This is a genomic window from Bradyrhizobium sp. LCT2, from assembly GCF_009931255.1.
Classification (GTDB): Bacteria; Pseudomonadota; Alphaproteobacteria; order Rhizobiales; family Xanthobacteraceae; genus Bradyrhizobium; species Bradyrhizobium diazoefficiens.
Genome location: NZ_CP034432.1, coordinates 1,676,549 through 1,699,438, shown reverse-complemented (window position 1 = coordinate 1,699,438; position 22,890 = coordinate 1,676,549). Strand labels below are relative to the sequence as shown.

Here is a 22,890-nt window from a genome sequence, read left to right as displayed (position 1 = left end):
CCAATATCTCGCCATGACTGAGCCGACTGCGCCTGCGGCAGGACCCCTGTCGTTCGGGCCATTCACCGTGACGCCGCATGAAAGGCTCGTGACGCGCGACGGCGTCGCGCTGCCGCTCGGCACGAAAGCCTTCGACACGCTGATCGCGCTGATGTCGCGGCCGAACGAGGTCGTCAGCAAGTGGGACCTGATGGCGCTGGTGTGGCCCGGCATGGCCGTCGAGGAGGCCAATCTGCGCTTTCATGTCGCAGCGCTTCGCAAGGTCCTCGGCGACGGCAAGGACGGCGCCCGCTACATCACCACGCTCTCCGGCCGCGGCTATTGCTTCGTGGCGCCGATCTCGCAAACGGATGTTCCGGCAGAGCGGCGCCCCGCACCGCGTATGGAACTGCCGCCCGTGAAACTGCCGAACCGGCTGCAGCGGATGGTCGGACGCGACGAAGTGGTCGCGGCCATCTCGGACAAGCTCATTACCTCGCATTTCGTCACGATCGTCGGCCCGGGCGGCGTCGGCAAGACCGCCGTTGCGGTGGCGGTCGCTCACGACCTGCTCGAGACCTTCGCCGACGCCGCGCACTTTGTTGATCTTGCCGCGCTCAGCGATCCCGATCTCGTGATCACCTCGATCCTGCTGATGCTGGGTCTGCCAGCCCAGACTGACGACCCGCTGCCCGCGCTGCTCGCGCATCTCCGGGACAAGAGGATGCTGCTGATCCTCGACAATTGCGAGCACGTCATCGCCGCCGCAGCGCCGCTGGCGGCGGAGATCTTCCACGCCGCGCCGCATGTCCATATCCTGGCCACGAGCCGCGAAGCCCTGCGCGTCGAGGGCGAGCAGGTCTATCGATTGGCGCCGCTTGCCGTTCCGCCTGACGATGCCGGACTGACGGCGGCCGTCGCGCAGACCTATCCCGCGCTTCAGCTGTTCCTCGAACGGGCGACCGCCGGCGGCGCGCAGATCGCGCTCGACGACGGCAATGCGGCGATCGTCGCGGGCATCTGCCGCAGGCTCGACGGCATGGCCCTGGCGATCGAGCTCGCCGCCGGCCGGGTCGAAGCCTACGGCCTGGAGCAGACGGCGGCGCTGCTCGACGAGCGCCTCAATCTGCTCTGGCAAGGTCAGCGCACTGCGCCGCCGCGGCAAAAGACATTGCAGGCGACGCTGGACTGGAGCTACGGGCTGCTGTCCGGCACCGAGCGCCTCGTGCTGCGCAGGCTCGCGGTCTTCGCTGGCCATTTCACCATCGACGCGGCGCTCGAGGTCGTGCCGGACGACCGTGTCGACCGCGCCCGCCTGTTCGACGCCATCGACAGCCTCGTCGCCAAGTCGATGGTCGCACCGCGACCGATCGGCGCCATGATGCGCTACCGCCTGCTCGACACGACGCGCGCCTATCTGCTCGAAATCGAGCCTGACGACGCGGCGCTCGCCGCCCGCCACGCGACCTATTACCGGCGATGGCTCGAGCAGGCTGGCATGACATGGGTGACGGTACCGAGCGCCGACGAACGCGCGATCCATTTCTCCGCGCTCCACAATGTGCGCGCCGCGCTGGACTGGTGCTTTGGCGCGAACGGCGAGGCGGGCATCGGCATTGCGCTCGCCGCCGCGGCAGCTCCCATCTTTCTCGCAATGTCACTGCTGATCGAATGCCGGCGCTGGTCGGAACGGGCGCTGCTGGCGATCGATCCGTCCACGCGCGGCGGCGCCGAGGAAATGCACATCCAGGCCGCCCTGGGACTGACCCTGATGTTCACGCGCGGCGGCAGCGAAGCGGCGCGCGGCGCATTGAGCAGAAGCCTTGCGATCGCGGAGGCGCGCGGCGACGCGCCGAACCAGCTTCAGCTGCTCGGCCGCATGCATATCTTCCACGAGCGGATGGGGCAGTTCGATGCCGCGCTTGGTTACGCACGGCAGAGCCTCACAGTCGCCGAAACGCTGGGCGATGCCGCGTCCCTCGGACTGGCCCATTCGCTCCTGGGTGTCTCGCTGCATCTGGCCGGCGAGCACCGCGACGCACTGAACATGCTGGAGGCTGCCTGGCAGGGTCCGGGTACCGAACGGACCAGCACGGTCCATGGCTTCGATCACCGCAACCGGGCCGGCATCTCGCTCGCGCGAGAGCTTTGGCTGCAGGGCCGGCCCGGGGATGCGCGGCAGCTGGCGCGACGGACGATCACCGAGGCCGCGCAGATGGACCATCCGATCACGCTCTGCATCGCGCTGATATGGCTGGTCTCGATCGATCTCTGGAGCGGCGAGCTCGACGATGCGGAAGAGAGCATCGACCACTTCATCGCGCATGCCACCTCGCGTTCGATGGGCCCTTATCTCTCGGTCGGCCGCGGCGTCAAAGGCGAGCTGGCGATCCGGCGCGGCGACGCCGCAGGCGGCGTCGAGACGATAAGGGCCTGCCTGCTCGAGCTTCACGATGCCGGTTACGAGCTGCTTACCACGACATTCAACATCGCGCTGGTCCAGGGCTTGTTGGCACTGGGGCAGGTCGAGCAGAGCGCGCACCTGGTCGACGATGCGATCCGCCTCGTCGAACAAGGCGGCGATCATCTCTATATGCCCGAATTGCTGCGCATGAGGGCCAAGGTGTTGCTGTCGCTCCCGGAGCCGAAAACCGGGGAAGCGGAGACCTGCCTCATGCAGTCGCTGGAGCTCAGCCGGGGCAAGGCTGCGAAAGCCTGGGAGCTGCGAGCGGCGATTGATCTTGTGCAGCTGCTTGCCGAACGGCACGGCCGCGAGGACGCAAAGCTATTGCTCCAGGCGGCGCTCGAAGGCTTCGTCGAAGGTTCCGAGACGGTGGATATCAGGGCGGCCAGCGCGCTCCTGGCCACACTGTAGCGGGCTCACCCCGTCGACGTGCCCTGCTTCCACTGGCCGCCGGCGATCCTCGCCGCCGCAATCACGGCCTGGGTCCGGCTCTCGACCCCGAGCTTCTGCAGGATCGCCGAGACATGCGCCTTGATGGTCGCCTCGGAGACGCCGAGCTCGTAGGCGATCTGCTTGTTGAGCAGCCCTTCCGACAGCATCATCAGCACCCGCACCTGCTGCGGCGTCAGCGTCACCAGGCGGTCGCGCAGGCGCGTCATGTCGGGGTCCGTGGCGGCCGACAGGTCGGTGTCGGCGGGAACCCAGACGTCCCCCTCCATCACCTTGAGGATGGCGTCGCGCAGCGTCTCGACGCCGAAACGCTTGGGGATGAAACCGGAGGCGCCGAAATCAAGCGAACGGCGGATCGTGGCGCTGTCGTCGGAGGCCGAGACGATCACCACCGGGATCGCCGGATATTGCGCGCGCAGATAGATCAGGCCGGAAAAGCCGGAGATCCCGGGCATCGAGAGATCGAGCAGGATCAGGTCGACGTCGGAGGTCTGCTCCAGCAGCTTGGTCAGATCCTCGAACGATCCGGCCTCGTCGATCCTGGCCGAGGTCAGGACGCTCGCCACCGCCTGCCGCAGCGCATCGCGGAACAGGGGATGATCATCGGCAATGACGAGATGGGTCGAGGGAGCGTTCATCGTTCTCTTGCTGTCATTCGCTACCGGCTGGCGAGTCGATGCCACGGCTGGCCAATTCTTCCCTGACCGGCCGTGGCATGCAAGTGCACATTATCCCTTTGCTGCAAAGGGGTTAATCCGGAAGTCTTCGCGGCTGCGCAGCGGCGCCCGATACCGCGCCGTCAGGCGCGCGTCAGCGCGCAAGGCCGAAAGTCGTATTGGGGCGGGTTTCACGCCGATGTTACCTTGGAGCCAAGACCTGGGTTGATCCGGCATGACCGGGCGTCTGGGGCGCGAGGAAACGCATTTTTCGGGGAGCGACTCAACATGTCGACAATGGCTGTGTCTCAAGCTGGCGTGGGAGGGATGACGAAGGACGAACGGTTCGTCATTCTCGCCTCCTCGCTGGGTACCGTCTTCGAGTGGTACGATTTTTACCTTTACGGCTCGCTGGCCAGCATTATCGGCGCGCAGTTCTTCTCGGCCTACCCGCCGGCAACCCGCGATATCTTCGCGCTGCTGGCATTCGCCGCGGGCTTCCTGGTGCGCCCGTTCGGCGCGATCGTGTTCGGCCGCATCGGCGACATCGTCGGCCGGAAATACACCTTCCTCGTCACCATCCTGATCATGGGTCTGTCGACCTTCATCGTCGGCCTGCTGCCGAATGCGGCGACGATCGGCATCGCGGCCCCGATCATCCTGATCGCGCTGCGCCTTGCCCAGGGTCTCGCGCTCGGCGGTGAATATGGCGGTGCGGCGACCTATGTCGCGGAGCATGCCCCCAACGGCAAGCGCGGCTACTACACCTCCTTCATCCAGACCACGGCAACGCTCGGCCTGTTCCTGTCGCTGCTGGTGATCCTGTTCACCCGCTCCGCGATCGGCGAAGCCGACTTCGCGGCCTGGGGCTGGCGCATCCCGTTCCTGGTCTCGGTGCTGCTGCTCGGCATCTCGGTCTGGATCCGGCTCCGCCTCAACGAATCGCCGATCTTCCAGAAGATGAAGGACGAGGGGAAGAGTTCGAAGGCGCCGCTGACGGAAGCCTTCGGCAACTGGCAGAACGGCAAGCTGGTGCTGCTCGCGCTGCTCGGCGGCGTGATGGGCCAGGGCGTGGTCTGGTACACCGGCCAGTTCTACGCGCTGTTCTTCCTGCAATCGATCCTGAAGGTCGACGGCTACACCGCCAACCTCCTGATCGCTTGGTCGCTGCTGCTCGGCACCGGCTTCTTCATCGTGTTCGGCATGCTCTCCGACAAGATCGGCCGCAAGCCGATCATCCTCGGCGGCTGCCTGATCGCGGCACTGACCTTCTTCCCGATCTTCAAGATGATCACCTCCAACGCCAACCCGGCGCTGGAAAAGGCCATCGAGCAGACCAAGGTCGAGGTGGTGGCCGATCCCGCAGGCTGCGGCGACCTGTTCAACCCGGTCGGCACCCGCGTCTTCACCGCGCCCTGCGACACCGCACGCGCCTTCCTCGCCCAGTCGTCGGTCAAGTACTCGACGACATCGGGTGCGGCCGGCTCCGGCGTGAAGGTGATGGTCAACGGCAAGGAAGTTGCCTACACGAACGCCAAGGACAGCAATCCTGCGGTTCTCGCCGCCGTGCAGGCCGCCGGCTACCCGAAGACCGGCGACGCCGGCATCGTGAAGATGGCGCATCCGTTCGACATCTTCCGTCCGCAGGTGGCCGCGACCATCGGACTGCTGTTCATCCTCGTGATCTTCGTCACCATGGTGTACGGCCCGATCGCCGCGATGCTGGTCGAACTGTTCCCGACCCGCATCCGCTACACCTCGATGTCGCTGCCCTACCACATCGGCAACGGCTGGTTCGGCGGCCTGTTGCCGGCGACCGCCTTCGCCATCGTGGCCTCGACCGGCGACATCTACGCGGGTCTCTGGTATCCGGTCATCTTCGCGTCCATCACCGTCGTGATCGGCTTCCTGTTCCTGCCCGAGACCAAGGACGTGGACATCAAGGCGACCTGATCGCAAGCACCGATCAACCAACACCAACCGGCCGCGGTCTCCGCGGCCGGTTTTGTTTTCTGCCTACTGATTGGCGCCGATGAATTGCAGCACCACCTCGCGCCGGTGCGGGCGGGCGCGATGCTCGATCAGATAGATCGCCTGCCAGGTGCCAAGCGCGAGCCTGCCGTCCAGGACCGGGACCTGAAGCGAAGTCTGCGTCAGCATGGTCTTGATATGTCCGGGCATGTCGTCCGGCCCCTCGGTGTCGTGGGTCCAGCCGGCGTTCTCCGGCGCGAGCCTGGATAGCGCGGTGGTGAGATCGACGAGGACGGACGGATCGGCGTTCTCCTGGATCGTCAGGGACGCCGAGGTGTGACGGATGAACAGCGTCAGCGCGCCTTCGCGCGCGTGAGCCTCATTGATGAATTTCATAGCTTCGCTGGTGAGATCAGTGAAGCCGCGCCCCTGCGTCTGTACGGTGAGCAGCGACGATGAGATAATGGTGGCTTGCACCGAGGATGGCGCCGAGCGGGTTACGGATCTGGCTGATGTCATGGAGGTTCTCTCGTAACGTCGTCCTGGCGAAAGCCAGGACCCATTACCCCGAATGCGCGTGACGGCAAAAGGTGGCAACGCGCTTCGAGAATGAACCGAGAGGCCGCGCCGTATGGGTCCTGGCTTTCGCCAGGACGACAAACTCAGATCCTCCCCGACACGTCCTTCTGCACGCGGTTGGCCATGTCGATCAGCCGACGCCAGGCCTTTTCCAGGAACGACATCACACGATCGACGTCCTGGTCGCTTGGCAGCGGGATCTCGATCTTGCGGTCGCCCTCGGCGACCTTCGGATCGGCTTTCTTGAGCGGGTCGGATTTCGGCAGCGCCTCGTCGATCTTGCCCGACACGGTCGGTCCCGCCGCGAGCTGTCCCTTCAGCTTCTCGACTTCGGTCTGGAGCCGGCCGATCTCGGCGTCGAGCGCGGCACGCTCGTCGGGCACCGCGTAGCAGGCCCAGCCGGCGCCGTTCTTGGTGCAGGTCGACACCGTGCCGGTGCGGGTGTCGAGCCGCAGCACGCCATCGGGGATCGGCGTCATGCTGTAGCGGCCGTTTTCGCCGTCGGGCGCGGATTGCGCGGCAACGAGACCGCCGCTGCTGGCCATCACCGCGGCCAGCGCCGCTGCCGAAAGCCATGATGTTGTGGACGACGTCGCTGGTCTCATCGCACTCTCCGCCACGCCGCGCAGGTGGCACATCTGCAATTCTACACCCCGGCAAGGCCATCCGCCGCCAAAAACACTCGCCCGGAATCAACGATTACGGCCGCCCGTTTGATCCCGGCAGCACGGCGAAATGGCGACCGCATCCACCGATCATGAGAGGAGCTGCTGCGGTGCGGCGTCACGCTGTGTGCAGCGCTGCCGCGTGCGCCGATATCGTCAAATAAATCAGACACATAACGGAAAGCGACGCAATCGTGACTTGGCTTGACTTGATTATGGGCCATCAGTATGGTCCGCGCGGCTTTTGAGGGTGGCGGGCGTAATTTCCATTCAGCCGCGGCGTTTCGGGTCTTCGTTGCATGACACAGGGCACGGGACACGGCGAGAATGGAGATCGCGATAGATCGCCCGAGGAAGCTGCGCTTTCCGAACGGCTCGGAAATCTTGATCAGCGGTTGTCCGAACTTCGCGGCCGCCACGTCAAGACCGAGCAACCCGCAGGTGACGATGGAGACAGAGCGGCCAGAGCCTCGGCGATGGCGCTTGGTTTCCGGTTATCTTCGGAGTTGGTCGCCGGGGTCGTCGTCGGAGCGGGGATTGGCTGGGGTTTCGACCGCTTGCTGTCGACGTCGCCTTTCGGATTTATCGTGTTCCTGCTGCTGGGCTTCGTCGCCGGCGTGGTGAATGTGGTGAGAACGGCAGGGGCAGGTCAAAACAGGCGCGGTGGTTCTTAAGCGATCCGCTCAGGAGAGGAATGATCGTGCCGGCTTTGCCGGTACGGGCCGGCCCGGCCGGCAGACCGAGACCCGCCGGCATTGCCCGGCAGACCAAGAGATGCCGCGCTGATGAAAATCGACCCGATCCACCAGTTCAACATCGAGCCTCTCTTCACGATCGGCCATATCGGCCATCAGACGATCGCCTTCACCAATTCATCGCTCTACATGCTGATCGCCGTGGCGATCATCTCGCTGCTGATGCTTGCCAGCGGCGCGCAGCTGGTTCCCGGGCGCCTTCAGTCGGTCGCCGAGATCTCCTACGAGTTCGTCGCGTCGACCATCCGTTCGACCGCCGGCTCGGAAGGCATGAAGTTCTTCCCGCTGATCTTCTCGCTGTTCATGTTCATCTGCGTCTCGAACCTGATCGGCATCATTCCCTATACCTTCACGATCTCGAGCCATCTGATTGTGACGGCAGCCCTGGCGCTGCTGGTCTTCTTCACGGTCCTGATCTACGGCGTTGCCAAGAACGGCCTGAAATTCTTCTCGATCTTCGTGCCCCACGGCGTCCCCGGTTACATCCTGCCGCTGGTGATGTTCATCGAGATCCTGTCGTTCTTCCTGCGGCCGGTCTCCCACAGCGTCCGTCTCTTCGCCAACATGCTGGCCGGCCACATCGCGCTGAAGGTGTTCGCGGGCTTCGTCGCCATGCTCGGCTTCTCGCTCGGCGCCCTCGGCTGGGTCGGCGGCGTGCTGCCGCTGGCGCTCACGGTCGCGCTGTACGCCCTCGAGATTCTGGTCGCGTTCCTGCAAGCCTATGTGTTTGCGATCCTGACCTGCATCTACCTCAACGACGCCATTCATCCGGGACACTGAGCGGTCCGGGGAATTTCCACCCACAACCCAATCTTTCTTCCAAGGAGTCTAAAATGGATCCGGCAGCAGCAAAACTTATCGGCGCGGGCATCGCATGCATCGGCATGGGCGGTGCGGGCGTCGGCGTGGGCGTGATCTTCGGCAACTACCTCGCCGCGGCCGTTCGCAACCCCTCGGCCGCTCAGGGCCAGTTCGGCAACCTGATCTTCGGCTTCGCCGTGACCGAAGCGCTCGGCATTTTCTCGCTGCTGATCGCGCTGCTGCTGCTGTTCGTTCCGCTCTGAGGACGACGTTCTTCGCGCCGCTTCGACCGAAGCGGCGCGCATGACAGCAACAGGAGTACTCCATGGCTGAGAGTCATGGCGGGGCGAAGGGTCCAGCGGCGGGCGCCCACACCGGGGCCGAAGGCGGTCACGGTGGTGGCTTTCCGCCGTTCGAGAGCAGCACTTATGCTTCGCAGCTGGTGTCGCTCGCGATCTTCTTCGTCGTGCTTTACGTGATCGTGTCCAAGCTCGCTCTGCCGAAGGTCGGCGGGGCGATCGAAGCGCGTCAGAACAAGATCGAGGGTGACCTCGCCGAGGCGCAGACGCTGAGGGACCAGTCCGACGCGGCGCTGAAGGCCTATGAAAGCGAACTCGCTTCGGCGCGTTCGCGGGCGCAGGCGATCGGCAATGAATCCCGCGACAAGGCGAATGCGCAGGCGGAAGCCGAGCGCAAGGCCCTGGAAGAGCAGCTGGCGGCCAAGCTCGCCGGGGCGGAGAAGACCATCGCCTCGACCCGCACAGCCGCCATGAGCAACGTCCGCGGCATCGCGGCCGATGCGGCAGGCCAGATCGTGCAGCAGCTCACCGGCGTCGTTCCCGATGCCGCGTCAGTGAATGCCGCGGTCGATGCGTCCCTGAAAGGTTAATCGAGATGTTCTTCGATCCTGAAACCTGGGTCGCCATCGCCTTCGTGATCCTGATGGTCGTGTTCGGCTATCTCGGGGTCTTCAAGTCTGCGATGACCGCGCTCGACCATCGCGCCGCGCGCATCAAGGCCGAGCTCGACGACGCGACGCGCCTCAAGCAGGAGGCGGCCAAGGTGCTCGCCGACTACAAGGCGCGCAGTGCCACGGCCGAGCGCGAGGCTGCCGACATCATCGCCAACGCCAAGGTCGAAGCCGAGCGCATCGCGACCGAGGCCAAGGCGAAGATGGAAGACTTCGTGGCCCGCAGAACCAAGACCGCGGAGAGCAAGATCGCGCTCGCCGAGGCCCAGGCGGTGGCCGATGTCCGTGCCGCAGCCGCGGAAGCCGCCGTCCAGGCCGCCTCCACGATCCTGTCGCAGTCGGTCAAGGGCCAGGTCGCCGACGACCTGCTCGCCAAGAGCATCAGCGAAGTTCGGCAGAAGCTGAACTGAGTGCGAACGCCTCATCAATCAAAAAGCCGGCGCGATGAGCGCCGGCTTTTTTGTTTGTCGGGCGCCGTGGCCGCAAATTGGATGTCATGCCCCGCGAAGGCGGGGCATCCAGTACGCCGCGGCCCTTCCGTAGACCGCTGACGTCTCTGGAATACTGGATCACCCGCTTTCGCGGGTGATGACAGCTGAAATTGCGGTGCCAGCCGAGATCGAGACCCTACTTCTTCTTCGGCTTTGCCTTCGGCTCGGGCGACAGCGCCTGCGGGTCGAAGCCGACGTAGAAGACGTAGGAATCGGCGGTCGCGGCCGACGGGATCGGATAGGACAGATCTTCGGCGACGAAGGTGAAGGGCACGCTGCCGCCTTCCGACATCCCGACCGTGGTCCGATAGGCCTTCGAGGCGATTACCTTCTCGCCGACGCCGCCCTGCACCACCGCGACGCGCAGCGGAACCTCGACGCTAGCAGGCGCGCCGGCGGGACCGGCGATGACGCGGCCCTGGACGCCGATCCGGGCCGTGATGTCGCCGCCGTTGCGCACGCATTCACGCGCCATCTTGGTGATGGTGGCCTGGAAGCGGACCTCATTGCCGACGGCCGGCTTGCCGGTGGCTCCGACCGCATAGGTAGAGGCGCCGGCGCGCACCGTGACCTGCGGGCAATCGACATCGTCGTCGGCCGGCTGTCCGGGCGCAGGCGCCGGCTTGGGCTGGGCCGGCTCGTCGGACTTGCCGCCGAACAGGCTCTTGAAGCGGTCGCTCAACGACTGGGCCGCCACCGGCGAGACGGACGCGAACGCAACCGACAACGCCAGCGCGACCGCTGTCCCCCGCCGCAACGCATTCCGCGATGACCGAAGCTCGTGCAACATCAACGCCCATACTCCATGACAACAATCCGGCCGATCGCCAGCCTTCCCGCCGCGTTATATCGCCAAAATCGGCGAACCCAAGGCAGCAAAAGGCAGGACGCCGGAGACTTTGGCCGTACGAACCGACCGGCTCAGCCGCGGAAATCCTCGTGCAGCAGACCGAACAGCAAATGGTCCTGCCAGACCCCGTTGATGCAGAGATAGCGGCGCGCCAGCCCTTCCCGGGAGAAGCCGCACTTCTCCAGCACCCGGATCGACGGTGCATTGGTGGGGATGCAGGCAGCCTCGACCCGGTGCAGGTTGAGTTCGCCGAACAGCGTCGGCAGCAGCACCCGCAGCGCTGCCGTCATGTAGCCGCGATGGGCGTGGGGCTGGCCGACCCAATAGCCGATGGTGCCGGCCTGGACGATGCCGCGCCGGACATTGGCGAGCGTGATGCCGCCGACCATGGCGCCGTCGAGCTCACGGAAGATCAGAAAGGGGTAGGAACGGTCCGCGGCGATATCCTCGGAATAGCGGCGCAGGCGGCGGCGAAAGCCGGAGCGCGTCAGATCGTCCGACGGCCAGATCGGCTCCCAGGGCGTCAGGTAATCGCGGCTGGACTCGCGCAAGTGAGCCCATTGCAGGAAGTCCGACATCTGCGGTGCACGCAGCAAAAGCCCGTTGCCGCGCGGCGCGAGGGCGGCGGGTCCACTGGATGGCAGGCGAAAGAGGGCCATGGTGATGCTTCCCGGGGCGGATCAGCCCACGCGCGGCTCCTAATGCAGTCGCGCCTTGGCACGTGCCCGGGTCAATCCTTCCGCAAAAGACACCGCCGTGTCCAGACCCCTGCCACTGCCTAATGCGACAACCGCAGGGCGGCTGCGCGAAAGCAGTGCACGCGCCGCGTCCCGGGTCGATTCGACGCTGACGGCGTCGATCCGGGCCACCAGCTCCTGCACCGTCTGCGGCCGGCCATAGGCCAGGACGTGGCGGGCGAGCTGCTCGGCACGGGAGGAGCAGCTCTCCAGCGCCATCAGGAGGCCCGCCTTCATCTGCGCCTTGGCCCGTGCAATCTCGGCCTCGGTCAGGGTCTCCACCGAATCATTCATGACGTCGACCACGACTTCCATCATCTCCGGCGCATCGGCCGGATCGGTACCGGTGTAGAGGCCGAAGAAGCCGGTATCGGTATAGGGCGCGTGGAAGCTGTAGATCGAGTAGCAGAGGCCGCGCTTCTCGCGCACCTCCTGGAACAGCCGCGACGACATTCCGCCGCCGAGGATGTTGGTGAAGACCTGGAGCGAGAACAGCGACAGATCGTTCTGCGGCACACCTTCCAGCGCCAGCGTCAGATGCGCCTGCTCGAGCTCGCGATGCACGACCTTGGCGCCGCCCTTGCCGAACTGGGCGGCCTGCGGCTTCGGGCCCGGCGTCCCCTCGAAGCTCGCAAAGCGCTTCTCGGCCTCGGCGACCACTTGGCTGTGATCGACCGCGCCGGCGGCCGCCACCACCATGTCGGGCCCGCGATAATGCGTCGACAGATAGCCGCGCAGCATGTCGCGGTTGAAGGCGCGCAGCGTCTTGGCGGTGCCGAGCAGCGAGCGGCCCATCGGCTGGTCGGGATAGCAGAGCTCGTTGAGATGCTCGAACACGACGTCGTCGGGCGTGTCCTGCGCGGCACCGATCTCCTGCACGATGACGTTCTTCTCGCGCTCCAGCTCGTCGGGCTCGAAGGCGGGATTGGCCAGGATGTCGGCGAGCACGTCGAGCGCCAGCGGCACGTCGGCCTTCAGCACCCGCGCATAATAGGACGTGGTCTCGGTCGAGGTGCCGGCATTGAGGTCGCCGCCGACCGCCTCGATTTCCTCGACGATCTCGCGCGACGAGCGCTTCGTCGTGCCCTTGAACGCCATGTGCTCCAGCAGATGCGAGATACCGTGCTCGTTGGGCTTCTCGTCGCGTCCGCCGACGCCGGCCCAGACCCCGAGCGCCGCAGTCTCGAGATGGGGCATCTTGTCGGTGACGACGGTGAGGCCGGACGCAAGCTTGGAGATCTCGACGCTCATCCGGCAACTCCCTGTTTTGCGGCACGGCTGACCGACAGCACGAACCGCTCGACCTCGGCCTGATCGTTGTTCATCACCTTCATGTGTTCGGATTTGGTCATGAGGCCGTCGAGCCAGGCCGGCAGTTGCGGCCGCTGGCCGCAGGCCGCTTCGACCGCGTCGGGGAATTTGGCCGGATGCGCGGTGGAGAGCACGATGCTGGGCACCGTGGTGTCGGTGGTGTCGCGATCGGCGACCGCGAGCGCGACCGCAGTATGGGGATCGACCAGCTCGCCCGCCTCACGCCAGGCGGCGCGGATCGCGGCCGCGGTTTCGGTCTCGTCGGCGCGCCCGGCGTCGAACTCCTCGCGGATCGCGGCGAGCGTCGCATCGGGCAGCACGAAGCGCCCGGACTGCTTCAGCGAATCCATGAGACGGCGCACACCGGCCGCATCGCGCCGGCCGGCTTCGAACAGCAGCCGCTCGAAGTTCGAGGAGATCTGGATGTCCATCGACGGCGACGCCGTGGCGTGCACCTCGCGCACCTCGTAGATGCCGGTCTTCAGCGTCCGCGCCAGGATGTCGTTGACGTTGGCGGCGATGCGCAGGGTCCGCACCGGCAGACCCATGCGCTTGGCGACGTAGCCGGCAAAGATGTCGCCGAAATTGCCGGTCGGCACGACGAAGTCCACCGCGCGCGCCGGCGCACCGGCGGCAACGGCGGAGGTGAAGTAATAGACCACCTGGGCAACGATACGCGCCCAGTTGATGGAATTGACGCCGGACAGCGAGGTCGCATCGCGGAAGCGATGGTTGTTGAACATTCCCTTCACGAGGGCCTGGCAGTCGTCGAACGTGCCTTCGATGGCGAGCGCATGCACGTTGGCCGCGCCCGTCGTCGTCATCATCCGCCGCTGCACCTCGGAGATGCGGCCGTGCGGGAACAGTACGATGAGATCGACGTTCTCCAGCCCCGCGAAGGCTTCGACCGCAGCGCCGCCGGTGTCGCCGGAGGTTGCGACCACGATGGTGGTGCGCTGGCCGCGCTTGGCGAGCACATGGTCCATCAGCCGCGAGATGAGCTGCATCGCCACGTCCTTGAAGGCGAGCGTCGGGCCGTGGAACAGCTCCAGCACGAACTGGTGCGGCGACATCTGGCGCAGCGGCACCACCGCGGGATGGCGGAAGGTGGCGTAGGCCTCGTTCGCCATCCGGCCGAGCTCGGCGTCCGTGATCTCGCCTCCCGCGAAGGGACGGATCACGTCGACGGCGACCTCCCAATACGGGCGGCCGAAGAAGCCGGCGATCGTGTCAGCCGAGAGCTGCGGCCATGTCGCCGGCACATACAGGCCACCGTCGCGGGCAAGCCCGGTCAGCATCACGTCGCAGAAGCCGAGTTCGGGGGCCTCGCCCCGGGTCGAGATATAACGAGTCAAACTGCCCTCCAAAGGCCGGCCAAGCCGAAGCTTGATCCGTAAGCCTTTGATTTCACGATATTCCTGATTAACAGCCAGAGGCTTTGGGCCACCATAAAGTGTTTTGCGGCATCGGGAAACCGCTTCCCGCCCGCACCCTTTGCAACGAAAAGGGCTGCGGCAATGCCGCAGCCCTCTCTTGGAAGGTCTGTCGTTGATATGTGCAGACCGGTTTGGCTCGTCCGGGGCGCCTGCCCGCTAAAACTGCTCGCGCAAGCTTTCGTCGCCTGTCCTCAGACCGTCAAGGGCGAAAACCGGGCGCGACGACAAATGTTCCTGTTTTTCCCGACGCGTATGAACGCCGCATACCCGTCCGCATACTGGCCACAAGGCCGGCTTTGCCATTTCTTCCTGAACCCTTGATCGCGGCAGGAACGAACGCAGCCGCAGTCCATTGTGTCGGCGGATAGCGTCCGCCGTCGGCCACGCATTGCCCGGCCGGCGGAGTCGCCGATCCGTCGGCCGAACCGCTGCATCCTGGAGCAGCCGGTTCGGTCGCGGGCGGGACGTCAGTTCATGCCGATTTCCACCGCAATCCGGATCAGGTCGGAATGGTTCTTGGCCCCCAACTTCTGCTTGAGCAGGGAGGTGGTGTTGGCGACCGTCTTGTAGGAGATCCCAAGCGCCTCGGCGACCTCGACGATCTTGTCGCCGCGCCCGAGCAGGCGGAGGATCTCGAGCTCCCGCGGCGTCATCTGCGAGGCCGGATTGGCCTTGATCGCGGCACCGGAGAACGTCACGGCCTCCGCCAGCTGCGGCGAGATGAAATTGTCGCCCGCGACCACCTTGCGCACCGCTTTCAGCAGGATCCGGGGATCATCGCCCTTGGAGACATAGCCCTGCGCCCCGAGCTCGACCGCCCGCACCACGAAAGCCGGATCGTCGTTCATGCTGAACATGATGATCTTGGCATCAGGATCGTCCTTGCGGATCCGCCGCATCAGCTCGAAGCCGGAGACATCGGGCAGGCTGATGTCGATCACGGTGACGTCGGGCCGCTTGCTGATATAGGCGCGATGGCCGGATTTGGCGTCCGTCGCCTCGTCGATGCGGATCGAATGGTCGGATGCGAACAGGGTGCGGCAACCCGACAGCACCACAGGATGGTCGTCGACGATCAGGACCCTGGTCGCCGGCTTGGCGGTATCTTGCATCGCGCGCTCTCTGGTTTTTCAACTCATAGACCGGCGGGAACAAATGGAAAGAGAGAAATCCGCCGGGACGCGTTAGAATTGAACTAATGTGGCAACACCTGTCGTTCAGAACCCAACTGTTTCTTCCGCTCGGCGTGAGCTTCCTCGCCGCGCTGGTCATGGGCGGCGTGCTGCTCCAGAGCTTTGCGACCGGCCAGCTGGCCGACGAGAACGAATTGGGGCGACATTCGGCCCGAGCGGTCGCCGCGGCGCTCAACAACACCCTGCGCGCCTCGGACAATCCGCGGCAGACGCTCGACGCCTTTGTCCATTCTTTGGGCACCTCCTCCGATATCCAATTCCGTCCTGTCGAAGCGGGTCCCGAGCCCTCGCCAACGGCCGGTCCGCGCAAGCCGCATAGCGTGCCGCAATGGTTCATCGACCTGCTCACCATCCCGGACATGGACGCAGCGTCCCCGCTGATCATCGACGGCAAGCGGGTCGGCGATCTCGTGTTCCTGCCCGACCTGTCGGCCGACCTGTTCGAGAAATGGATCGGTTTTCTGGCGCTGACGAGCCTCATCGCCGTGCTGACGGTGCTGACCGGAACGATCGCCTATCTCTTCGCGGAATCGGCACTGCGCCCCCTGCAAAATCTGGGCGCAGGCCTCACGCGAATACGGCGCGGCGATTATGCGACGCCGATCCCGGTGGCAGGGCCGCCGGAGATCCGGCAGAGCTGCGAGGAGGCCAATGCGCTGGCGGCGACGCTCGCGCGACTAAGCCAGGACAATCGCGACCTGCTGCACCGCCTGGTGTCGCTCCAGGACGACGAGCGGCGCGATCTCGCCCGCGAGCTGCACGACGAGCTCGGCCCGCTGCTGTTCAGCATCCGCGCCGGCACGATCGCCCTGATCGAGGCTTCGCCGCCGGTGGGACATCTCGGCAATACGGCGCAGGAGGTGCTGCAATCGGTCGAAGCGCTCCAGCAGACCAACCGCCGCATCCTCGACCGGCTGCGGCCGCTCTATATCGAGGAATTGGGGCTGGAAACCAGCGTGCAGACGCTGCTCCGGAACTTTCGCAAGCAGGCCCCGCATATCGGGCTGACCGCCACGGTCGATCCTGGTCTCAACGGGCTCGACGGGCCGCTGGCCCAGACCGTCTATCGCGTGATCCAGGAGGCGCTGACCAATGTGCTGCGCCATGCCGCAGCACGCAATGCCCATGTGCAGGCGGCCATTTCAGGCGACGCGCTCGCCATCGAGATCTCCGACGACGGCGGGGGATTTCTCGAGGGCAACGTGTTCGGCCGGGGTCTGACCGGCATGCACGAGCGCGTGCGCGCGCTCAGCGGATCGCTGTCATTGCTGCGCGCGGATGAACGAACCTATGTGCGCTGCCGTCTGCCCGTGCAAAGGACGCGCGACGAGCCGGCGCAAAGCTAGCACGCGCAGCCGTGATGCGCGTTCTGTCGCGCCGGCGCGCACAGCGTGCTGTCGATTTTGCCTTCCGCACTGAAGCGAAACGAGGCGTAAATGCGCAGCGCGCCTGCGACGGAATATTCGAGATCGACGCCATCAGGCACGGGATGGATCTCCTCGAGACCGAAGCCGGCCGATGAGAATGCGCTGAGCCGCGGCCCCCAGTAGGTTTCGAGCTCGTCTCGGCCGCGATAACGCTGCGTGCCGTTGCACGTGCATTCGACCTGGGCGTCGTCCGCATAGAGGTCGAGCAGCGTCGTGAGGTCGCCCTTCCGGCAGGCATCCACCCAATCGACGACAATTCCCATCTGATCGAAATCGCTCACGCCGCAATCCTGTCTGCCGCGAAATTTTGCATGCGGCTTAGGACCACACTCGTGAATACGCGCTGAATGGTAAACCCCGGGTGATACCGGGTTCCTCGCGGGAACCTACGGAAGATTCAGCCCGGGCGACGTCCCCTCACCCAGACGCCGAACGCGATCAGCACCGCGCCTGCAAGCGCGAACCAGGTGACGGCGTATTGCAGGTGATCGTCCTTCAGATGCACGTCGAGCGGACCCGGACGCGGGATGCCATTTTCGGGCGCGGGCTGCTCCAGATCGATGTAGAACGGCGCAACCGTGCCCCAGCCGAGCGCGCTCGCGATCGCCACATGATCGCGCACGAACCAGAGCCGCTTGTCGCGGCTCTCCGCCGGCGTCAGCCAGCCCGGCGGCTCGGGAAAGCGCAGATAGCCGGTGAGCGTGACCGGCTGCCCGGTCACGAGCTTCTTCACCGCGCGATCCTCGACGCTGCGATCCTGCATCGTGTTCTCGACGAAGCCGGCATCGATCACGACCATCTCGCCGCTCGGAAGCCGCGCCGGCAGGAAGGCCCAGGTGCCGGGACCGGAAGCGTCCTTGCGTACGGCCGAGCCGGATGAATAGACCATCGCATCGGGCGAGGCGGCGTAGGTCGCGGTGAAGCTGACACGGCGGAATTCGTCGCGCGCGGGATTCAGCGCAGCCCATTGTGCGGGCGGCGGCAGCGCGATGGGTGCCGCCGCCAGACGCTCGGTGAGTGCTGCGATCAGCGCGTGCTTGGCGGTCCGGCGCTGCAATTGCCAGACGCCGAGGGCAACGAAGGCGGCCGTCAGGAGAAGCGTGAACAGCGCAAAGCCGGCCACGCGAGGCTTGCGCGCAGTCGCGTTCATTTCGCGCGGTCGACCAGCCGGCCCGGCGCTGCCTTGTGGTGGAATTGCAGCGCGATCAGCAACGACTTCATCGCGCGCAGCGGCAAGAGCGTGGTGGCGAGGATCAGCGGCAGCCACAGCACGGCATGCAGCCAGTACGGCGGCTGGTACTTGACCTCGACGATCAGCGCGCACGCAACGACGATCCCACCGGCGAGCATGATGATGAAGATCGCCGGGCCATCGCCGGTGTCGATGAAGGCATAGTCGAGGCCGCAGCGGTCGCAGGAGGGTGCGAGCGTCAGGAAGCCCGCATAGAGCTTGCCCTGGCCGCAGCGCGGGCATTTGCAGGCCAGCCCGCGCATCGCGCTTTGCAGGACGGTGGTTTCGGACTTGGGTGGACCGGCGGTGTCATTCATGATGGCGGACTCTATCACAGTTTCCGCCGAAACTTCCGGCGGCGCAAAAGCGAAAGGGCGGCCCTGCGGCCGCCCTTTCTGATCGATCCAAAGCTGCTCAGTGCGCGCCGTGGGCCATGGTCTCGGCGCCGTGTCCCCACACATAGATGCAGAGGAACAGGAACAGCCAGACCACGTCGACGAAGTGCCAGTACCAGGCGGCGAACTCGAAGCCGAGATGCTGCTTCGGCGTGAAGTGGCCGGCATAGGCACGGAACAGGCAGACCAGCAGGAAGATGGTGCCGACCAGCACGTGGAAGCCGTGGAAACCGGTCGCCATGAAGAAGGTCGCGCCATAGACGTTGCCGGCGAACGAGAACGCCGCATGGCTGTACTCATAGGCCTGCACGCAGGTGAAGAGCGCGCCGAGCACGACGGTGAGGATCAGGCCGTATTTCAGGCCCTGACGATCGTTCTCGAGCAACGCATGGTGCGCCCAGGTCACCGTGGTGCCCGAGGTGAGCAGGATCAGCGTGTTCAGGAGCGGCAAATGCCAGGGATCGAAGGTCTCGATGCCGTGGGGCGGCCAGGTGCCGGGGACCGCGCAGGCGCCGGCCGCGGTGCCGAGGCCGCAGCCGAACACGGCATCGCGGGTGGCGTGGACAGCGTCGGCCGGAAACAGCGCCGCGTTGAAATAGGCCCAGAACCAGGCGACGAAGAACATCACCTCGGAGGCGATGAACAGAATCATGCCGTAGCGGTGATGGAGCTGCACGACGCGGGTATGGTCGCCCTTGTACTGGGCTTCCTTGATCACGTCGCCCCACCAGCTCGCCATGGTGTAGAGCACGCCGACGGTGCCGACGCCGAACACGATCGGCGCGGCCGAGAACATGTGGTGCATCCAGGCGATCGCGCCGACCGCCATGATGAAGGCCGAGAGCGAACCGACCGCCGGCCAGGGAGAGGGATCGACCAGATGATAGTCGTGATGCTTGCCTTGCGCGGTAGCCATTTGCGGTCTCTCTCCTCAATCCCGTGCCTGTCCGGCACTTATCCCCTTGTGTCCAACCCCCAGAGCGTGAGCCCGGCGGTCAGAGATTTCCCTTGCGTTTGTCGCCTTCCCCGGACGCGAGCGGCTTCACCGCCGGATCTTTCACCGGGTAGAACGTGTAGGACAGCGTGATCGTGCTGAGCCCGTCGTTCTCGCGGTCGTCGGCGATCGACGGATCGACGTAGAACACGACCGGCATCTCGCGCTTCTCACCGGGCGCCATGGTCTGCTCGGTGAAGCAGAAGCAGTTGATCTTCTGGAAGTAGGACCCGACCGTCAGCGGCGCGACGTTGTAGGCGGCCTGGCCGGCAGTGGTGCGCGCGGCCTGGTTGGTCACGGTGTAGAAGACGGTCGTGACCTGGCCGATATTGACCTCGATCTCGCTCTGCTCCGGCTCGAACTTCCAGGGCAGACCGGGCGCGACGTTGGAATCGAAGCGCACCGCGATCTTCCGCGCGATCGGACCGGTGGTCGGCGCGGCGGTCGCGACCTGGGTCGTGCCGTTGAAACCGGTAGCGCGGCAGAACCAGTTGTAGAACGGCACCGCCGCGTAGGAGGCGCCGACCATCAGCGCCACCACGCCGCCGCAGATCGAGGCGACCAGCACGTCACGACCGAGGCCCTTACCGACGCCTTTCCTGGCCGTCCGGCTCTGATCCCGCGATATGGTCGGCTCGTGATCCATTTTCCCTACATCGGCCGGACTAGAACTGCCGGTCCCTTGACCATGGTGACGGCGAAGAACAGCACCACGAGCACGCCGAGCGCGAGCGCGATCGCGATCGAGCGCTGACGGCGGCTCTTCTTCTGCGCCTCGGTGAGGACGATTCCATCTGGCTCGGGTTTGTCCGCCACCGCGATCATGCGCCCCCTGCCATCGGAGCAAGCGCCCGGAACACGACCTCGGCCAGCAGGGTCGCAAACAGCGCGAACAGGTAAAGGATGGAGAAGGCGAACAGTTTTCGCGTGGCGCGCAACGACTGGCTGCGCTCGCGGCGCATATAGACGTTGATCGCGAGCACCAGCATGCCGGCGCCGAGGATCAGCGAGACGACACCGTAGACGGCGTCGAAATAGCCGAGCGCCCAGGGCGCGGCGGCCACCGCGATCAGCACGATCGTGTAGAGCAGGATCTGGAGGCGGGTCGCATCGGGACCGGCGACGTTGGGCAGCATCGGAATGCCGGCGCGCGCGTAATCGTCCGAGCGGAACAGCGCCAGCGCCCAGAAATGCGGCGGGGTCCAGAAGAAGATGATGGCGAAGAGAAGCAGCGGCTCGACGTCGACCGTGCCTGTTACCGCGGCCCAGGCCACCACCGGCGGCAACGCGCCGGCGGCGCCGCCGATCACGATGTTCTGCGCGGTCCAGCGCTTCAGCCACATCGTGTAGATCACGACGTAGAAGAAGATGGTGAAGGCGAGCAGCGCGCCCGCGATCCAGTTGACGAGGATGCCGAGCGTCATCACCGAGAAGAAGGCGAGCGTCATGCCGAACGTCATCGCCTCGGGACGGGTGATGCGGCCACGCGGAATCGGCCGGTTCGCCGTGCGCGACATCTTGGCGTCGATATCGCCTTCGAGCGCCATGTTGAGCGCCCCGGAGGCGCCTGCGCCGACGGCGATGCAGAGCAGCGAGGTGATCGCCAGCACCGGGTGGAAATGCCCGGGCGCCATCGCCATTCCGACCAGCGCGGTGAAGATCACCAGCGACATCACCCGCGGCTTGAGCAGCGCAATGTAGTCGCCCACCTCCGCTTCGGAGATGCGGGGATTGATGTCGACGGCGTTCTGGTCGAGGACGGACACTAAATCAACTCGCTTCGTTATGGAGCCGCGGCGCCCGTCATGGGCGCCGCGGGTGATCGCTTACTGCACGCGGGGCAGCACTTCGAACTGATGGAAGGGCGGCGGCGAGGGCAGCGTCCACTCCAGCGTGGTCGCGCCGGCACCCCACGGATTGTCGCCAGCCGGCACCTTTTTCGCAAAGGCATCGATCACGCAATAGAGGAAGATCAGGACGCCGAAGCCGGAAATGTAGGAGCCGACCGACGAGACCAGATTCCAGCCCGCGAACGCGTCGGGATAGTCGACGTAGCGGCGCGGCATGCCCGACAGGCCGAGGAAGTGCTGCGGGAAGAACACCAGGTTCACGCCGATGAAGGTGACCCAGAAGTGCGCCTTCGCCAGCGTCTCATTGTACATGTAGCCCGTCATCTTCGGGAACCAGTAGTACCAGCCGGCGAAGATCGCGAACACCGCACCGAGCGACAGCACGTAGTGGAAGTGCGCGACGACGTAGTAGGTCTCCTGGAGCACGCGGTCGACGCCGGCATTCGCCAGCACGACGCCGGTGACGCCACCGACCGTGAACAGGAAGATGAAGCCCACGGCCCAGATCATCGGCGCGCGGAATTCGATCGAGCCGCCCCACATCGTGGCGATCCACGAGAAGATCTTCACGCCGGTCGGAACCGCGATCACCATCGTCGCCGCGACGAAATAGGCCTGCGTCGCCGACGACATGCCGACCGTGTACATGTGGTGCGCCCACACCACGAAGCCGATGCCGCCGATCGCGACCATGGCGTAGGCCATGCCGAGATAGCCGAACACGGGCTTGCGCGAGAAGGTGGAGACGATCTGGCTGATCATGCCGAAGCCGGGCAGGATCAGGATGTACACTTCGGGATGGCCGAAGAACCAGAACAGGTGCTGGAACAGCACGGGGTCGCCGCCGCCGTCGGGCGCGAAGAAGGTCGTGCCGAAATTGCGGTCGGTGAGCAGCATGGTGATCGCACCGGCAAGCACCGGCAGCGACAACAGCAGCAGGAACACCGTCACCAGGATCGACCACACGAACAGCGGCATCTTGTGCAGGGTCATGCCCGGCGCGCGCATGTTGAAGATCGTGGTGATGAAGTTGATGGCGCCGAGGATCGACGAGGCGCCCGCCAGATGGAGCGACAGGATCGCGAAGTCGACGGCCGGGCCGGGATGACCCGAGCTCGACAGCGGCACATACATGGTCCAGCCGGCGCCGACGCCGTTGGCGCCCGGCTCACCCTCGACGAAGGTCGACATCAGCAGCAGCCCGAACGAGGCCGGCAGCAGCCAGAACGAGATGTTGTTCATGCGCGGGAACGCCATGTCGGGCGCGCCGATCATCAGTGGCACGAACCAGTTGCCGAAGCCGCCGATCATCGCCGGCATGACCATGAAGAAGATCATGATCAGGCCGTGGGAGGTCACGAAGACGTTGTAAGTGTGCGTCTCGTGGAAGATCTGCACGCCCGGATACATCAGCTCGGCACGGATCGCGATCGACATCGCGGCACCGATGACGCCGGCGATGACCGCGAAGATCAGGTACATCGTGCCGATGTCCTTGTGGTTGGTCGAATAGACGTAGCGTCTCCATCCGGTCGGATGGGCGTGCTCGTCATGTCCGTGGTCTTGCGCGTGATCGCCGTGTGCCGCTGCGCTGGTTGCCATTTTCAAATCCTGCCTTGCGTCCCAATCGGACCTTTGGAGGTCCCGCCCTTTATGTCGCTTTCAGTCCCCTCGAGCCTTTACCC

At 65.4% G+C, this 22,890-nt stretch carries 25 protein-coding genes; 8 read left to right on the top strand and 17 right to left on the bottom strand.

All coding sequences use genetic code 11. The annotated features are described in order from the left end of the window. Window positions 1-13 precede the first annotated feature (13 nt). Window positions 14-2,854, top strand: a complete 2,841-nt coding sequence (locus EI171_RS08610; protein WP_161533095.1) for a winged helix-turn-helix domain-containing protein — start codon at window positions 14-16, stop codon at window positions 2,852-2,854. A gap of 5 nt (window positions 2,855-2,859) precedes the next feature. On the opposite strand, the gene EI171_RS08605 is transcribed toward EI171_RS08610, so the two are convergent. Continuing rightward, on the bottom strand, window positions 2,860-3,531 hold the full coding sequence (locus tag EI171_RS08605; protein ID WP_011084012.1) for a response regulator transcription factor: 672 nt from the start codon (window positions 3,529-3,531) through the stop codon (window positions 2,860-2,862). A 345-nt stretch (window positions 3,532-3,876) separates the two neighbouring features. On the opposite strand from EI171_RS08605, the gene EI171_RS08600 reads away from it, so the two are divergent. Beyond that, the gene (locus tag EI171_RS08600) at window positions 3,877-5,502 is read left to right on the top strand and encodes an MFS transporter (RefSeq protein ID WP_202633115.1); all 1,626 of its coding nucleotides are present in this window, start codon (window positions 3,877-3,879) and stop codon (window positions 5,500-5,502) included. 63 nt (window positions 5,503-5,565) lie between these two features. On the opposite strand, the gene EI171_RS08595 is transcribed toward EI171_RS08600, so the two are convergent. From EI171_RS08595 to EI171_RS08585, 3 genes are all read right to left on the bottom strand, one after another. Then, window positions 5,566-6,039: a secondary thiamine-phosphate synthase enzyme YjbQ gene (locus tag EI171_RS08595; protein ID WP_161533093.1), complete on the bottom strand. Its 474-nt coding sequence runs from the start codon at window positions 6,037-6,039 to the stop codon at window positions 5,566-5,568. Window positions 6,040-6,182: 143 nt separating this feature from the next. Further along, a complete protein-coding gene (locus EI171_RS08590) occupies window positions 6,183-6,704 on the bottom strand; it encodes a hypothetical protein (RefSeq protein WP_161533092.1) in 522 nt (173 codons plus the stop codon). A gap of 41 nt (window positions 6,705-6,745) precedes the next feature. Next, window positions 6,746-6,988: a hypothetical protein gene (locus EI171_RS08585; protein WP_161533091.1), complete on the bottom strand. Its 243-nt coding sequence runs from the start codon at window positions 6,986-6,988 to the stop codon at window positions 6,746-6,748. A 75-nt stretch (window positions 6,989-7,063) separates the two neighbouring features. Between EI171_RS08585 and EI171_RS08580 the strand changes: the two genes are divergently transcribed. The 5 genes from EI171_RS08580 (at window position 7,064) to EI171_RS08560 (ending at window position 9,700) form a co-directional block, all read left to right on the top strand. Beyond that, complete coding sequence (locus EI171_RS08580; RefSeq protein WP_028173698.1) at window positions 7,064-7,438, top strand: AtpZ/AtpI family protein; 375 nt, start codon at window positions 7,064-7,066, stop codon at window positions 7,436-7,438. A 111-nt stretch (window positions 7,439-7,549) separates the two neighbouring features. Further along, a complete protein-coding gene (locus EI171_RS08575) occupies window positions 7,550-8,299 on the top strand; it encodes a F0F1 ATP synthase subunit A (RefSeq protein WP_011084006.1) in 750 nt (249 codons plus the stop codon). Between the two features lie 53 nt (window positions 8,300-8,352). After that, window positions 8,353-8,583, top strand: coding sequence for a F0F1 ATP synthase subunit C (locus EI171_RS08570; protein ID WP_007599451.1), 231 nt, complete (start codon window positions 8,353-8,355; stop codon window positions 8,581-8,583). Window positions 8,584-8,645: 62 nt separating this feature from the next. Continuing rightward, complete coding sequence (locus EI171_RS08565) at window positions 8,646-9,209, top strand: ATP synthase subunit b 2 (protein WP_028173699.1); 564 nt, start codon at window positions 8,646-8,648, stop codon at window positions 9,207-9,209. Between the two features lie 5 nt (window positions 9,210-9,214). Further along, entirely contained in the window at window positions 9,215-9,700 is a 486-nt protein-coding gene (locus EI171_RS08560; protein ID WP_011084004.1) for an ATP synthase subunit b 1, read from the top strand. 217 nt (window positions 9,701-9,917) lie between these two features. Here EI171_RS08560 and EI171_RS08555 read toward each other — a convergent pair whose 3' ends face one another. The 5 genes from EI171_RS08555 to EI171_RS08535 form a co-directional block, all read right to left on the bottom strand. Continuing rightward, complete coding sequence (locus EI171_RS08555) at window positions 9,918-10,571, bottom strand: hypothetical protein (protein WP_161533090.1); 654 nt, start codon at window positions 10,569-10,571, stop codon at window positions 9,918-9,920. 131 nt (window positions 10,572-10,702) lie between these two features. Next, window positions 10,703-11,290, bottom strand: coding sequence for a GNAT family N-acetyltransferase (locus tag EI171_RS08550; protein WP_011084002.1), 588 nt, complete (start codon window positions 11,288-11,290; stop codon window positions 10,703-10,705). Window positions 11,291-11,329: 39 nt separating this feature from the next. Beyond that, window positions 11,330-12,619, bottom strand: coding sequence for a pitrilysin family protein (locus EI171_RS08545; RefSeq protein ID WP_011084001.1), 1,290 nt, complete (start codon window positions 12,617-12,619; stop codon window positions 11,330-11,332). Next, entirely contained in the window at window positions 12,616-14,034 is a 1,419-nt protein-coding gene (gene thrC, locus EI171_RS08540) for a threonine synthase (RefSeq protein WP_028173700.1), read from the bottom strand. Before thrC ends, EI171_RS08545 begins: the two co-directional genes overlap by 4 nt. Window positions 14,035-14,582: 548 nt before the next feature. Continuing rightward, the gene (locus EI171_RS08535; protein ID WP_008139927.1) at window positions 14,583-15,227 is read right to left on the bottom strand and encodes a response regulator transcription factor; all 645 of its coding nucleotides are present in this window, start codon (window positions 15,225-15,227) and stop codon (window positions 14,583-14,585) included. Between the two features lie 86 nt (window positions 15,228-15,313). Here EI171_RS08535 and EI171_RS08530 point away from each other — a divergent pair, with 86 nt between their 5' ends. Further along, window positions 15,314-16,654: a histidine kinase gene (locus EI171_RS08530; protein ID WP_161533089.1), complete on the top strand. Its 1,341-nt coding sequence runs from the start codon at window positions 15,314-15,316 to the stop codon at window positions 16,652-16,654. Here EI171_RS08530 and EI171_RS08525 read toward each other — a convergent pair. The 8 genes from EI171_RS08525 to ctaD form a co-directional block, all read right to left on the bottom strand. Then, complete coding sequence (locus tag EI171_RS08525; RefSeq protein WP_161533088.1) at window positions 16,651-17,016, bottom strand: nuclear transport factor 2 family protein; 366 nt, start codon at window positions 17,014-17,016, stop codon at window positions 16,651-16,653. The genes EI171_RS08530 and EI171_RS08525 overlap by 4 nt on opposite strands. A gap of 116 nt (window positions 17,017-17,132) precedes the next feature. Further along, a complete protein-coding gene (locus EI171_RS08520) occupies window positions 17,133-17,885 on the bottom strand; it encodes an SURF1 family protein (protein ID WP_161533087.1) in 753 nt (250 codons plus the stop codon). Next, window positions 17,882-18,283 (bottom strand): DUF983 domain-containing protein, encoded by a 402-nt coding sequence (locus EI171_RS08515; RefSeq protein ID WP_011083995.1) that lies wholly within the window; start codon window positions 18,281-18,283, stop codon window positions 17,882-17,884. Before EI171_RS08515 ends, EI171_RS08520 begins: the two co-directional genes overlap by 4 nt. 97 nt (window positions 18,284-18,380) lie before the next feature. Continuing rightward, on the bottom strand, window positions 18,381-19,277 hold the full coding sequence (locus EI171_RS08510; protein WP_011083994.1) for a cytochrome c oxidase subunit 3: 897 nt from the start codon (window positions 19,275-19,277) through the stop codon (window positions 18,381-18,383). A 79-nt stretch (window positions 19,278-19,356) separates the two neighbouring features. Next, a complete protein-coding gene (locus EI171_RS08505; protein ID WP_161533086.1) occupies window positions 19,357-20,001 on the bottom strand; it encodes a cytochrome c oxidase assembly protein in 645 nt (214 codons plus the stop codon). A 5-nt stretch (window positions 20,002-20,006) separates the two neighbouring features. Then, window positions 20,007-20,180, bottom strand: coding sequence for a hypothetical protein (locus tag EI171_RS08500; protein WP_011083992.1), 174 nt, complete (start codon window positions 20,178-20,180; stop codon window positions 20,007-20,009). Continuing rightward, complete coding sequence (locus EI171_RS08495) at window positions 20,177-21,121, bottom strand: heme o synthase (protein ID WP_011083991.1); 945 nt, start codon at window positions 21,119-21,121, stop codon at window positions 20,177-20,179. The genes EI171_RS08500 and EI171_RS08495 overlap by 4 nt, the downstream gene beginning before the upstream one ends. Before the next feature lie 60 nt (window positions 21,122-21,181). Beyond that, a complete protein-coding gene (gene ctaD, locus EI171_RS08490; protein WP_011083990.1) occupies window positions 21,182-22,807 on the bottom strand; it encodes a cytochrome c oxidase subunit I in 1,626 nt (541 codons plus the stop codon). Window positions 22,808-22,890 lie beyond the last annotated feature (83 nt).